This is a genomic window from uncultured Veillonella sp. (assembly GCF_905209685.1).
Classification (GTDB): Bacteria; Bacillota; Negativicutes; order Veillonellales; family Veillonellaceae; genus Veillonella.
On sequence record NZ_CAJLUB010000042.1, the window covers coordinates 1 to 12,760 of the forward strand.

A 12,760-nucleotide genomic window follows, 5' to 3' on the forward strand; every position below is an offset into this window, starting at 1 on the left:
CAGTACCCACGTCATCGACATTGAGGTCAACATCATAGTCCTGAATCTGCTGTTTAATTATAGCAGTGATTTCTTCAGGCTTCATTTTCATATATACCCATTCACCCCTATCTAATAGAGTTCGTTCTTAATAAAGATTTTTCTAATTCTTGCAAGCGACGAGATACAGAGCCATCAATGCGTTTATCCCCTACTTGAATGATAATACCACCCATAATGGAAGGATCTTGACGCACGGATAGAATAACATCTTTGCCCGTTACCTCTCGTAATTTAGCTTGTACAGATGCTTCTATATCAGCTGTGATTGGTTCTGCTACAGTGACAGTAGCTTCTAGAATACCACGAGCTTCGCGTGATTTCTTAATAAATGCCGCAATAGTCTGCTTTATATAGCGATCACGACCACGTTTAATCATCACATAAATAAAATGCAAAGCAACCTTATCGAGACTAGATTCAAAAATTTTACCAATCAGCTTAATCTTTGCATCTTCTGTAACAGTTGGATTTTCAAGGAATGAGCTTAATTCAGGTTGCTCATCCATTACAGATGCTACATAGCCTAATTGCTCCTCCATGAGATCCAACTTATTTTGTTCTTGAGCTAATTCAAACATAGCTGAACTGTATTTATCTGCTACAATTTCTATGCTCATCGTATCACAACCCTATCGTTTTACTATCAAGTTGACGAATAGCGTCTTCGATCAATTTCGTATTAGTTTCGCTGTTCATATCTTTAGCAACAACTTTACCAGCCATAGCTACAGATAAGGAAACAACTTCATTGCGCAAGCTGTTCATAGCACGATCACGTTCAATGGCAATATCTTGACGAGCACGATTTTTTTCTTGTTCAATTTGCTCGCGAGCTGTTGCTAATTGTTCACGTGTTGTATTTTCTGCTTCTTGAATTGCTTTTTCAACAATTTTTTGTGCCTCTACACGAGCATTAGAAATTTGAGCTGCATAATCAGCTTTAAATTCCTCTGCTTCTGCACGAGCTTTTTCTGCAGCTTCTAAGTCTTTAGCAATTCGTTCTTTACGTTCTGTCATCATAGCCAATAATGGTTTATATGCAAAACGAGCCAATAGCCAAACTAATATAAAAAAGTTCAACATTTGAGCAAGAATCGTTCCAAGGCTTAAGTCAACCAAGGTTATTCCTCCTCGTTATTATCTGAATAACAAAATAAATGCTACTACTACACCGATGATAGGCATCGCTTCGATCAAACCAATCGCTACGAACATTGTAGACATCAATTGACCACGTAATTCTGGTTGGCGTGTAATACCTTCGATTACTTTGCTAGATACAAGACCATCACCGATACCTGCACCAATGGCACCACAACCTACTGCGATTGCTGCTGCTAATGCGAATAAACCTTGAGCTTCCATAATATATCCTCCATATAAAATAATTAATGTTCCTCACTAAGAGCCATCCCCAAGTAGGAGGCAGTAAGAACTGTGAAAATAAAGGCTTGAATAATACCGATAAATAAACTAAAAGCAATCCAAACCCATGGTACAGGTACAAACCAAGGCAAGTTATACAATACTTCTAACAAAATTTCACCAGCTACGATATTGCCGAATAGACGGAAAGCAAGTGTAACTGGTTTTGCAATTTCCTCAAAAATATTAAGGATTAGCAAAGCCTTATAAGGTTGTACAAAATGATTGAAATAGGATAAGCCTTTAACTTTAATCCCCATAACCCATACCACTAATGTGCTACATAGAGCTAATGCAATTGTAGTATTAATATCGGATGTTGGTGATGTTAAAGCCTTAAACGTTGGCATTAAACCCAGTTCGTTCCCTACAAAAATAAATAAGAAAAACGTAAATAACAAGGAACTTACCATCGGCCAATGACGACCCAAGTTCGGAGCTAGCTGCCCCTCTAAGCCTTCTAATATAGCTTCCACTATATTTTGCAAGCCTACAGGCACCAATTTACGTCCTCGGGTGGCCAATACTGTTACCAGTATTACAATAGCCATAGTAACCCATGTAGCAATCAAGGTATCAATATTAAATGTTAACCCCAACCACTGCACGACCTCATGGTGTCCCGCATGTAATTCCACGTTCTCAACCCCTTCCATAGTCATAATAAAAACCTTATATATTTACAATTAATATAAATATATTATATATGTATCATCATACATCGTTATAGATATATAATCAACACTTACAAGGTAAACAATTCCAATTACTCATAATCACATTGTGTATAATGCATTATCGGTATACACCTATCATTCTTACTGCTACTTACGGGGTCAGAAATGCCGACTAAGCCACCAATACACCACATATAATGCCGGTTGTATGAGTGCAATACCTATAAACATGCTAACAGCTTCAACACCAGGTATTTTTAATCCTAAGACGACCAAAGAGCCTACTAACATAAGACGCCATATCATCTGCCTGCGAGCTTTACGTACGGCTTTATAAGGGTCTCCTGACACAATAGATTGTCCATGCAAAGCCAAGCTAAGCAAGTAGAGTACCATTATAAAAATGCCCCAAAGCCATCCCCATAGATACACTTCTAAGCCACATAAAACTTGTATTATACCGCCTAAAAAGGCAATAAAAAAACAAGTTAGTAGCACACGCACTATGAATTTAATATATTGATTCATATATACCTCACTACTTAACTTGTTTATATAACATATAAAAGCCTGTTATAGCTCCAATAAGACCAAATATAACCATACATAATGGTTCAGTTCTAAACCAACCATCTAGTATATATCCAATCCCAATAAAGCCACCTATACAGAAAACGAGTGTGAGCCCCGCCGATGTTGCCATGGCGAGGGCTTTCACAAGGTCCTTATCCATATTATTTACCAAAACGTTCAGGACGATTAGGATCGCCTAAAAATTCATGGCGCAACGCTTGGATGATGCGTTCAGATGCTTTGCCGTCACCATATGGGTTAACGGAATTAGACATCAATTTATAAGCCTCTGCATTGCTCAACAATTCATGAGCTGCTGCATGTACAGCGTCTTTGTCAGTACCTACAAGGCGCACAGTACCAGCTTCAACAGCTTCTGGGCGTTCTGTAGTATCACGCAATACGAGAACTGGTTTACCAAGAGCTGGTGCTTCCTCTTGAATCCCACCAGAATCAGTAAGAATCAAATAGGATTTAGCCATCAAATTAGCAAATGGTTCGTAATCAAGCGGGTCAATTAATGTAACACGTTCTACAGAACCGAGTTCTTCTTGTACAACTTGGCGAACTTTAGGATTCTTATGTACAGGGAATACCACTTGAATATCTTTAAATTCATCAAGCAAATCGCGAATAGCTTGGTATACATGGCGCATAGGCTCACCCAAGTTTTCACGGCGATGTGTAGTAACAAGCACTGTACGTTTTTCAGGATCTAATGCATTGATAGCAGCATCATCAAACACATAATTTTCTTGTACTGTTGTATCAAGGGCATCAATAACCGTATTGCCTGTTACATACAAATGGTCTGTATTTATATTTTCTTTTTTAAGATTACTTTCAGAACTAGCTGTTGGTGCAAAATGATATGTCGCAATAGAACCAGTCAACTTGCGGTTCATCTCTTCTGGGAATGGAGAGTAAATATCACCAGTGCGAAGGCCTGCTTCTACATGGCCTACAGGAATTTCTTGATAGAAGGACGCCAAAGCACCTGCAAAGGTAGTTGTAGTATCACCATGTACAAGAACCACATCAGGTTTAGCTTCTTCTAATACATCTTTAAGGCCCATCAATGCACGGTTTGTTACATCGTACAATGTTTGACCTTGGCTCATAATATTCAAGTCGTAATCAGGGGTAATATTAAACAAGTTTAGTACTTGATCGAGCATATCGCGATGTTGTGCCGTAACGGTTACAATCGGTTCCATATCCGGTGCTGCTTCTAATGCTTTTACAAGAGGAGCCATCTTGATAGCCTCAGGTCTTGTACCAAAGATTGTCATAACTTTTAACATAGTTGCCTCCAACATAGTAGGATAGAAAAAATGGGGCGCCAAGCGCCCCACATGGTTATTTCTTATGGGAATCCTCGGATTCCTCTAAAGCTTTTGCCAATTCTTCACGATCAAAGGAAATAGTTTCATCTGAATCGCTGCGTTCAATTGTAGGACGTGGTAGTGGATGACCTGCCGCATCACTGTGAGTAATAACACCAAGACGACGAGCCACATAAATACTACCTAAGAAGATAACGAGTACTAATGCGATACCAATCCAAGCATTGACCTCTGCTACGATGACGGATACGCCACCAAAGAGAGCCGTTACAGCATACATCATTAGCACTGCTTGTTTTTGAGATAAGCCCTGTGCTAACAAACGATGATGCACATGGCCTTTATCAGGCTTGAAAATCGGACGACCGCTGATTTTACGGCGCACGATAGCAAACAATGTATCGAGAATTGGTAAGCCTAGCACGATAGCTGGTACCACTAATGCAATAGTAGCCGCCGTTTTAACGGCTCCCATTACAGAAATAGCGGCTAATGTATAACCAAGGAGCATAGAGCCCGTATCACCCATGAAGATTTTCGCTGGGTTAAAGTTATACCGCAAGAACCCTACTGTTGCACCTGCTAGTGCCAATGAAATACAGGCAAGGTCTGTTTGACCAAGTTGTAATGTCATAGCACAAACAGCAATACAAGCAATAAAGGAAATGCCTGCTGCCAAGCCATCAAGTCCATCGATAAGGTTTACGATATTCGTAAAGCCTACAATCCAGAAAATAGTCAATGGAGCAGACCAATATTTAAGGTATACCACACCACCCCAAGGAAGGTTGATGAAGTCTACGCGAATATCGTAAGCTACCAAAATAGCTGCCGCTATGATTTGGCCCATCAACTTAGTCTTTGGCTCAATTTGTTTAATATCATCCCATATGCCGACAAGCACAAGGATAACGGTACCAAGCACAAAGCCAAATAGTTTATGGTCATGTGGGATAGATCCATTAAAGAGGACCGATCCTATATAACCGAGGAAGATTGCTAACCCACCAAGTCGTGGAATAGCACCATGATGTACCTTGCGGGCATCAGGTTTATCTATTGCCCCAACAGCAACGGCAAAGCGTTTCACCAAAGGGGTAAGTGCAAAGGTTATGACGAGCGCCAGAGCAAAGGCCCATACATAATCGAGCACATAATCACTCATAAGACACCTCCAACAACTGGGTTAAAACAATATTAGTTCGTTAAGCTACGAATAGGTGCAGGAATACGACCACCACGTGCGATGAACTCAGCTGCACTATATGGGCTTACTTCAATGATTGGAGCATAGCCTAACAAGCCACCAAACTCAACAACCTCACCTACTGTTTTACCAGGTACAGGAATTACACGAACCGCAGTTGTCTTATTATTAATCATACCAATAGCAGATTCATCAGCAATGATTGCAGAAATTGTATCTGCTGTTGTGTCTCCAGGAATAGCAATCATGTCAAGGCCCACAGAACAAACACATGTCATAGCCTCTAATTTATCGAGGGATAAACTGCCACAAGATACAGCATCAATCATACCCGCATCTTCAGATACTGGAATAAATGCACCACTGAGACCGCCTACGTGAGAAGATGCCATAAGGCCACCTTTTTTCACTGCATCATTCAATAATGCAAGGGCTGCTGTACTACCGTGACAACCACAAGAGGATAAGCCCATTTCTTCAAGAACGTGAGCTACTGAGTCACCTACAGCTGGTGTTGGTGCCAAGGACAAGTCAATGATACCGAATGGTTTGCCAAGACGGCGAGATGCCTCTTGTGCTACCAACTGGCCTACACGGGTAATTTTGAAAGCAGTGCGTTTAATTGTTTCTGCTACAACATCAAAGGATTGACCACGTACAGATTCTAGTGCGTGTTTTACAACGCCTGGACCAGATACGCCTACAGAAATGGCACTATCACCTTCAGTTACACCAAAGAAGGCACCGGCCATGAACGGATTATCCTCTACAGGGTTACAGAAAATAACAAGCTTAGCACAACCAAGAGCATCATTATCCTTTGTAAGTTCTGCCGTTTTCTTAACGATGATCCCCATGTCGCGAACTGCATCCATGTTGATACCCGTTTTAGTAGAGCCCACACCTACAGAGCTACATACGATATCTGTAGTTGCCAACGCTTCTGGGATGGAATCAATCAAAATGCGGTCAGCCCGTGTAGCACCTTTTGTTACAAGAGCAGAGAAACCGCCGATAAAGTTTACACCTACTGTTTTTGCAGCGCGATCCATCGCTTCTGCAATAGGAACATAAGATGTTAAATCACTACCACCAGCCACTAATGAGATCGGTGTTACAGAAATACGTTTGTTAATGATAGGAATACCAAACTCGCGCTCAATATCTTCACCGGTAGACACAAGGTGTTCTGCTTCTTTCGTAATGCGATCATAAATACGATCACACAACTCTTTACCAGAGCTAGATGCACATTCAAGCAAGCTAATACCCATTGTAATGGTACGTACGTCAAGCTTGTTATCATGAATCATCTGATTCGTTTCTAAAATATTGTCGATAGATAACATAGTGCCTCCTATCCTACACGGTGCATGCTTAAGAAAATATCAGCATGTTGTGCACGGATTTCAACACCAAGTTCTTTACCGAGTGCATTCAAAGCATCTTGAATAGATGTCAAATCTTTCACATCTTCAGACTTTGTTTCACACATCATAATCATATTGAAAACGCCATCAAGAATGGTTTGATTTATAGACATAATGTTTACGCCGTGGTTAGCAAGTACAGTACTAACCCCTGCAATGATACCAACGCGGTCAACGCCGACAACGGTAACAACTAATTTCATAACATCACCTTTTCTGAGCACTACAAACTATTTGACCCATATAGGGTATTCAATAAACTATATTAATATATTATATCACATTTATTACTTTTCTACGGTGAAATCTTCATGAGTTTTCATGTAAAAACAGTATTTTACACTTCGTCGGATAATGCAGCCGTTACGATAGCCTCTCCTGCTGTCAATAATGCGACTAAACCTTTATCCCCTTTATAGCTTTCACCATAGATTTTATACAAATCCTCTGTACCGGACGGACGCGCTACAAACCAACCTGTTTCAGTTTCTACGCGAACCCCATCAATGGGCATATCCTTGTATAAAGATGTAGTGCGTATATTCGTAATAGGGTCTCCATCTACCTCTGTGGCTGTAATGGAACTTGCATTCAACTGTTTCAACTTGGCCTTTGCCGCCTTTGTACAAGCCGCATCAATGCGACCAAATCGTGGGTCACCACAACCTTCAACAATATTATTGTAGAGGCGATCAACAGTTGTGCCCATAACGGCATACATTTCCATTGCTAGAAGCGCCATTACCATGCCGTCTTTATCGGTAGTCCATACGGTGCCGTCCTTTTTAAGGAACGATGCGCCTGCAGATTCTTCACCGCCGATACCAATCTCACCATCAAATAATAAAGAGCTAAAATATTTAAAGCCTACCGGAACCTCATAAACCGGAATGTCTTTAACAGCCGCCCATTTATCAATCATAGTGGTACAAACAACGGTTTTACCTACCCCTTTATCAGTCCAACCACGGGTTGTAAACAGATAATCCGCAGCCGCTGTAAGGAATGCATTTGGTGAAATAAGGCCCTCTGCAGTAACGATACCGTAGCGATCATAATCAGGATCATTGCCAACAGCGAGATCATAATTGCCAATTTGTTTAGTTACATCCGCCATCGCATATTCAGAGGAACAATCCATACGCACCTTGCCATCATGGTCATAGGTCATAAAGCTAAAGGTTGGATCGTATTCATCATTGATAATATCCATATTGAGATTATATCGTTCTTTAATAGCACGCCAATAACCAAGGCCACTACCACCTAATGCATTGACAAGAACTTTAGGCTTCGCACTTTGAATGGCTTCCATATTGATGATGGAAGATAACTCTTCCACATATAAGCCCTTATAGTCATAAGGCACTTGTTGATCTGGTTCAATATTATCTATGCTAATGCGTTTAAACCCTTCTAATTCACAATAAGCACGAACGTACTCATTGGCGCGGGTTTCAATCCATTTTGTAATCAACGTATCTGCAGGGCCACCGTTGGTAGCATTATACTTAATGCCCCCATTATCTGGAGGATTGTGAGATGGTGTAATAACGATACCATCTGCTTTTTTATCGTGACTTTCATTATATCGAATGATTGCACGAGACACAGATGGTGTTGGAACAAAGTCCATATCCGCATCAACCATGGCAGTCACACCATTACCAGCAAGTACCTCAAGCACTGTTACTAATGCAGGCTGAGATAAGGCATGTGTATCTTGGCCCACAAAAATGGGCCCTGTCGCACCAAATTGACCACGACCATCACAGATTGCCTGTGTAATAGCCGCTACGTGTAAATCCGTAAAGGTACCATTTAAAGAGGTACCACGGTGGCCTGATGTACCGAAGGATACGAGTTGTGTCGGATCAGTTACATCTGGTGCATTGTCAAAATAGGCATCTACCAGAGTTTGTACATCTATAATATCTTGTTCTTGTACAGGCGTACCTGCTAATTTATGAGCCATAGGAACCTCCTAATCTCAAATGTATATGTCATTCATAAAATATTATATTTACACATAATTAATATGAGATGACTAATGCTTACATTTTGAATTTTACTTTTCTGATTTTACATTTTGCTTTACTTAGCGATTATGTATAGTCTGTGTATTATCCTCTTGTGTGGTACTCTTATCTTTTAACTGTTCACACACTTCAGTAGGGATAATCGGTTGTGTAAAGCCTTGCCCAATGACCTCTTGCGCATCAGTTATTAAGATGAACACATTTGGATCCGCCTCTTGAATAACCTCTTTTAATTTATTTACTTGCAAGAGATTAACGGCTACCATAACGATTTGCTTCGGCGTCCGCGTATAAGCACCAATGCCATTAATGATAGTTGCGCCACGACCAACCTTATTGATGATGCATTCACAGACCTCATCAGTACGATAGGTAATGATGAAAGCAACCTTCCGCTGATTAAAGCCGATAACCACCTTATTCGTAATGATGGTATACACATAGACACTAATAAGTGTGACCGCTACGGCTTCAAGGCCAACAACACCAATTGCAGCAACAAGGATAGCACAGTTTATGGCACTATTAATGGACCCCATTTGAAGTCCATAATATTTGCGTACAATGAGTGCAATAGGATCAAGCCCACCTGTGTTACCGCCTACGCGGTATACAATGCCAAGACCTACACCAGTAGTAATACCAGCCATCATGGAACTCAACAAAGGATCCTTAATAATCATGTCATATTGCAAGAAGTTAAATAAATCAACCATCCAAGACAGCATCAATGTGCCATACAAGGTTTTGATAACAACACGGGTGCCCAGCCACTTCCAAGCAGCCCAGAATATAGGAATATTTAAAATCATATTCCAAGAACCAACAGATAAGCCCGTTAAATAATACAAAATCAAGCCTACCCCACTAATACCAGTACTCACCAATTTGTGTGGCAATACAAAGGCATCAAGGCCGGCACCAAATATGGCACATCCAAGAATGACCATAAGGCTTTCATAGATAACACTTCTATACTTAGCGAACATAGCTTCCTCCAAATTGCCATTTCACTATAAATATTCTATAATGAACTAACTAAAACATACGCTATTTACAATACATTTAGTAATAAAACAATATGCGTATACAAATTCATCATAAACCACTTAATGGTTATTTTCAATCACTTTATAAGAGTATAAAATAAACATATAAATTGCATATATTCTGTATGTTACAAACGAGGCTATCATGAGTAAAAGTTTTGAGCAACTCGGTTGCAGTAAAATCAATATTGGTCTTGCTATTACAGGCAAGCGTGAAGATGGCTACCACGATATCGACTCTATCTTCCAATCTATTCGCCTTAGCGATTCCATTTATTTTGCTACGCATCATTCCGTAGTATTCTCCGGCGGGGCTCCAGAATTGCCTGAGTATATGCAAAAACTCGTCACTTACGGCGAAGAGAATCTTGCCCTAAAAGCATTACGAGCACTCCAAGCCTATACAGGCTGCAAAGCGGGGGCTGCAATCCACCTATTAAAACGCGTACCGATCCAAGCAGGTCTTGGTGGTGGTAGTGCTGATGCAGCTGCTATGTTAATGGGCCTCAACCGTTTCTGGGACTTGCGCCTTACTCAAGAGGAACTATTAAAAATAGGTGCTACACTTGGCTCTGATGTGCCATTCCTATTACAAGGCGGTACAGCACGTGGCACAGGTCGTGGCGAAATATTAACGTACGGAAAATCTCCAGAGCCACATTGGCTATTGCTAGTGAAACCTAAGGTTTCTGTATCTACAGCGGCTGCTTATGGACGCTTTAATGACAAATCAGTGGCAACAAAACAAACTATCGATACAGTCCAACGACACCTAGAAAACAATGACTTAAAATCAGCGTTCCTTGCTAGTGCTAATACATTTGAAGAACTACTCTTCCCAGACCACGAAGAACTTGTCATTTGTAAAGAATTCTTCACTAGCCGCGGCTATCCAACCATCATGACTGGTAGTGGTCCTACAATGGTGGTATTGCTGAACAAACCGATGGAAGCATTACAACTACAAGAAGAAATCAAAGCAGCAGGCCATGATTGGCTATCTCTTATTACAAAAACATGTACACAGGAGGACTTACCATGACAAAACGGTTACAACCAATACGCCTCGATGCGTATAAACCTCTACGCGAAGTTGTAAGTGAAACATTGCGTCAAGCAATTCAAGATGGCATTTTAAAACCAGGTGAACGCCTCATGGAAATTCCTCTAGCCGAAGAACTTGGTGTAAGCCGTACACCAATTCGCGAAGCTATACGTAAACTTGAATTAGAAGGCTTTGTTGTCATGGTACCTCGCCGTGGCACATACGTGGCCAATATATCGTTAAAGGATATTACCCAAGTATTTGAAATTCGTTCTGCCCTCGAAGAGCTAGCAGCTGGTCTTGCAGCAGAACGTATCACTGCAGAAGAAATCGAAACATTAGAACGAATGCTCGTCGAGATTGGCGATCATATGGAAAACAAGGATATGGAATCCGTTGTAGCAGCGGACGTGGAATTCCACGAAGTACTATACCGTGCCTCTCGTAATGAACGTTTAGCAGATATCGTACACAACTTGCGGGAACAAACCTATCGATTCCGTAGCTTCTCTATGAACCAACCGGGTCGTCTTAGAAAAACATGGGAAGAACATCGCCAACTCGTAGAGGCTATTGCTTCTCATAATGCAACACAAGCTCGTAAATTGGCTCAGATTCACATGGAACACTCTGAACAGACCTTATTACAAGGTATGGAAGGATCCCAAGAGTTTATCAAGGCATAGGGAATATCCTTACCTATAATAGAACAATAAATGACTAACAAATCCCTCACGTTTGTGAGGGATTTTTATTTTACAGACTCTATAGAAATTGATACAATAACATCAATAACTATATAGAATTATTTTATATGAAAGGGGCTTTTTTATGGAAGCAATGCTCAATGATGCTATCTCTACCATAAATGGTTATTTATGGAGCTATTTCATCATCTTTATCCTCATCGGCGCAGGTCTCTTCTTTACGATGACAACGAATTTTGTACAAATTCGCATGATCAAAGAAATGATTCGCCTCGTAATCAGTGGTGCTGGTAGTTCCACGGAGAAAAATCACGTGTCCTCATTCCAAGCATTCTGTGTTAGTACCGCATCCCGTGTTGGGGTTGGTAACATCGCAGGTATCGCCATTGCCGTTGTTCTCGGCGGTCCTGGTGCGGTCTTCTGGATGTGGGTTATCGCTCTTATCGGTGCTGCTACAGGTTTCATCGAATCTACATTGGCTCAAATCTACAAAGAACCTGTTGCTAAAGGCGGCTTTTACGGTGGTCCAGCTTACTACATTCGCTACGGCTTAAACAACAAAGCTTTATCTGTTTTATTCGCTATTTTGATCAGTATTACATACGGTTGGATTTACAACTCTGTACAAGCTAACACATTAGCTGCATCTCTCCAAGTATTCAACTTTGATGTATCCTATACTGGCGCTGTAGTAGCAATTCTTCTTGGTATTATTATTTTCGGTGGCATTAGCCGCGTTGCTAAAGCATCTGAAATCATCGTTCCTATCATGGCGGTTCTATACATCGCTACTGCATTATTCGTAGTAATTATGAATATTACTCAATTCCCACATGTAATCTACACTATTTTCTCTTCCGCTTTTGAACCAGTTGCGGCAGGTGGCGGCTTATTAGGTGCCACTGTAATGAATGGTATTAAACGTGGCCTATTCTCCAATGAAGCCGGTGAAGGTTCTGTACCTAATGCAGCGGCTACTGCAGCTGTTAACCACCCAGTTGAACAAGGTCTTGTACAAGCATTCGGTGTATTCCTTGATACATTTATCATTTGTACAGCTTCTGCTTTCATCGTACTCGTCGTTGGCGACTATAGCACAACAGGCTTAACTGGTGTAGCTCTAGTGCAACATAACCTTGAACAACAACTCGGTTCTTGGGCACCTACAGCGGTAGCAATCTTTATCGTAATGTTCTCCTTCAGTTCCTTAATTGGTAACT

General features: G+C 40.9%; 15 protein-coding genes. 3 read left to right on the forward strand and 12 right to left on the reverse strand.

Annotation, left to right across the window (positions count from 1 at the left end):
- Window positions 1–107 precede the first annotated feature (107 nt).
- The 12 genes from atpH to QZ055_RS04710 all read right to left on the reverse strand — a co-directional run bounded on the left by atpH (window position 108) and on the right by QZ055_RS04710 (window position 9,728).
- Entirely contained in the window at window positions 108–659 is a 552-nt protein-coding gene (gene atpH / locus QZ055_RS04655; protein WP_105089725.1) for an ATP synthase F1 subunit delta, read from the reverse strand.
- A 4-nt stretch (window positions 660–663) separates the two neighbouring features.
- Window positions 664–1,161, reverse strand: a complete 498-nt coding sequence (gene atpF / locus QZ055_RS04660; protein WP_105089726.1) for a F0F1 ATP synthase subunit B — start codon at window positions 1,159–1,161, stop codon at window positions 664–666.
- Window positions 1,162–1,179: 18 nt separating this feature from the next.
- Window positions 1,180–1,407 (reverse strand): F0F1 ATP synthase subunit C, encoded by a 228-nt coding sequence (atpE, locus tag QZ055_RS04665; RefSeq protein WP_004695064.1) that lies wholly within the window; start codon window positions 1,405–1,407, stop codon window positions 1,180–1,182.
- A gap of 23 nt (window positions 1,408–1,430) precedes the next feature.
- The gene (atpB, locus tag QZ055_RS04670; RefSeq protein ID WP_005385425.1) at window positions 1,431–2,129 is read right to left on the reverse strand and encodes a F0F1 ATP synthase subunit A; all 699 of its coding nucleotides are present in this window, start codon (window positions 2,127–2,129) and stop codon (window positions 1,431–1,433) included.
- Between the two features lie 174 nt (window positions 2,130–2,303).
- Window positions 2,304–2,672, reverse strand: a complete 369-nt coding sequence (locus QZ055_RS04675; protein WP_005385424.1) for a hypothetical protein — start codon at window positions 2,670–2,672, stop codon at window positions 2,304–2,306.
- A 10-nt stretch (window positions 2,673–2,682) separates the two neighbouring features.
- Window positions 2,683–2,877: an AtpZ/AtpI family protein gene (locus QZ055_RS04680; protein ID WP_105089727.1), complete on the reverse strand. Its 195-nt coding sequence runs from the start codon at window positions 2,875–2,877 to the stop codon at window positions 2,683–2,685.
- Between the two features lies 1 nt (window position 2,878).
- Complete coding sequence (wecB, locus tag QZ055_RS04685) at window positions 2,879–4,021, reverse strand: non-hydrolyzing UDP-N-acetylglucosamine 2-epimerase (protein ID WP_119206792.1); 1,143 nt, start codon at window positions 4,019–4,021, stop codon at window positions 2,879–2,881.
- Between the two features lie 55 nt (window positions 4,022–4,076).
- Complete coding sequence (locus tag QZ055_RS04690) at window positions 4,077–5,228, reverse strand: glycosyltransferase family 4 protein (protein ID WP_227721101.1); 1,152 nt, start codon at window positions 5,226–5,228, stop codon at window positions 4,077–4,079.
- Window positions 5,229–5,260: 32 nt separating this feature from the next.
- The gene (locus tag QZ055_RS04695) at window positions 5,261–6,619 is read right to left on the reverse strand and encodes a PFL family protein (protein ID WP_295824962.1); all 1,359 of its coding nucleotides are present in this window, start codon (window positions 6,617–6,619) and stop codon (window positions 5,261–5,263) included.
- Between the two features lie 8 nt (window positions 6,620–6,627).
- Window positions 6,628–6,903 carry an ACT domain-containing protein gene (locus QZ055_RS04700; RefSeq protein WP_039968964.1) on the reverse strand — a complete coding sequence of 92 codons (276 nt, stop codon included), beginning with the start codon at window positions 6,901–6,903 and terminating at the stop codon, window positions 6,628–6,630.
- A gap of 134 nt (window positions 6,904–7,037) precedes the next feature.
- Window positions 7,038–8,675: a phosphoglucomutase gene (locus QZ055_RS04705; protein ID WP_295824964.1), complete on the reverse strand. Its 1,638-nt coding sequence runs from the start codon at window positions 8,673–8,675 to the stop codon at window positions 7,038–7,040.
- A gap of 123 nt (window positions 8,676–8,798) precedes the next feature.
- Complete coding sequence (locus QZ055_RS04710; protein ID WP_227721098.1) at window positions 8,799–9,728, reverse strand: YitT family protein; 930 nt, start codon at window positions 9,726–9,728, stop codon at window positions 8,799–8,801.
- A gap of 205 nt (window positions 9,729–9,933) precedes the next feature.
- Here QZ055_RS04710 and ispE point away from each other — a divergent pair, with 205 nt between their 5' ends.
- From ispE to QZ055_RS04725, 3 genes are all read left to right on the forward strand, one after another.
- Window positions 9,934–10,830: a 4-(cytidine 5'-diphospho)-2-C-methyl-D-erythritol kinase gene (gene ispE / locus QZ055_RS04715; protein WP_295824967.1), complete on the forward strand. Its 897-nt coding sequence runs from the start codon at window positions 9,934–9,936 to the stop codon at window positions 10,828–10,830.
- Window positions 10,827–11,519, forward strand: a complete 693-nt coding sequence (locus tag QZ055_RS04720) for a GntR family transcriptional regulator (protein WP_119206802.1) — start codon at window positions 10,827–10,829, stop codon at window positions 11,517–11,519. The genes ispE and QZ055_RS04720 overlap by 4 nt, the downstream gene beginning before the upstream one ends.
- Before the next feature lie 145 nt (window positions 11,520–11,664).
- The coding region (locus tag QZ055_RS04725) for a sodium:alanine symporter family protein (RefSeq protein WP_295824969.1) at window positions 11,665–12,760 on the forward strand (1,096 nt) is incomplete at its 3' end.

What these genes read in the sequence shown, in the direction of transcription:
- atpH (WP_105089725.1), bottom strand. Translation starts at nt 659, where the DNA reads ATGAGCATAGAAATTGTAGCAGATAAATACAGTTCAGCTATGTTTGAA.
- atpE (WP_004695064.1), bottom strand. Translation starts at nt 1,407, where the DNA reads ATGGAAGCTCAAGGTTTATTCGCATTAGCAGCAGCAATCGCAGTAGGT.
- atpB (WP_005385425.1), bottom strand. Translation starts at nt 2,129, where the DNA reads ATGACTATGGAAGGGGTTGAGAACGTGGAATTACATGCGGGACACCAT.
- QZ055_RS04675 (WP_005385424.1), bottom strand. Translation starts at nt 2,672, where the DNA reads ATGAATCAATATATTAAATTCATAGTGCGTGTGCTACTAACTTGTTTT.
- QZ055_RS04680 (WP_105089727.1), bottom strand. Translation starts at nt 2,877, where the DNA reads ATGGATAAGGACCTTGTGAAAGCCCTCGCCATGGCAACATCGGCGGGG.
- wecB (WP_119206792.1), bottom strand. Translation starts at nt 4,021, where the DNA reads ATGTTAAAAGTTATGACAATCTTTGGTACAAGACCTGAGGCTATCAAG.
- QZ055_RS04690 (WP_227721101.1), bottom strand. Translation starts at nt 5,228, where the DNA reads ATGAGTGATTATGTGCTCGATTATGTATGGGCCTTTGCTCTGGCGCTC.
- QZ055_RS04695 (WP_295824962.1), bottom strand. Translation starts at nt 6,619, where the DNA reads ATGTTATCTATCGACAATATTTTAGAAACGAATCAGATGATTCATGAT.
- QZ055_RS04700 (WP_039968964.1), bottom strand. Translation starts at nt 6,903, where the DNA reads ATGAAATTAGTTGTTACCGTTGTCGGCGTTGACCGCGTTGGTATCATT.
- QZ055_RS04705 (WP_295824964.1), bottom strand. Translation starts at nt 8,675, where the DNA reads ATGGCTCATAAATTAGCAGGTACGCCTGTACAAGAACAAGATATTATA.
- QZ055_RS04710 (WP_227721098.1), bottom strand. Translation starts at nt 9,728, where the DNA reads ATGTTCGCTAAGTATAGAAGTGTTATCTATGAAAGCCTTATGGTCATT.
- ispE (WP_295824967.1), top strand. Translation starts at nt 9,934, where the DNA reads ATGAGTAAAAGTTTTGAGCAACTCGGTTGCAGTAAAATCAATATTGGT.
- QZ055_RS04720 (WP_119206802.1), top strand. Translation starts at nt 10,827, where the DNA reads ATGACAAAACGGTTACAACCAATACGCCTCGATGCGTATAAACCTCTA.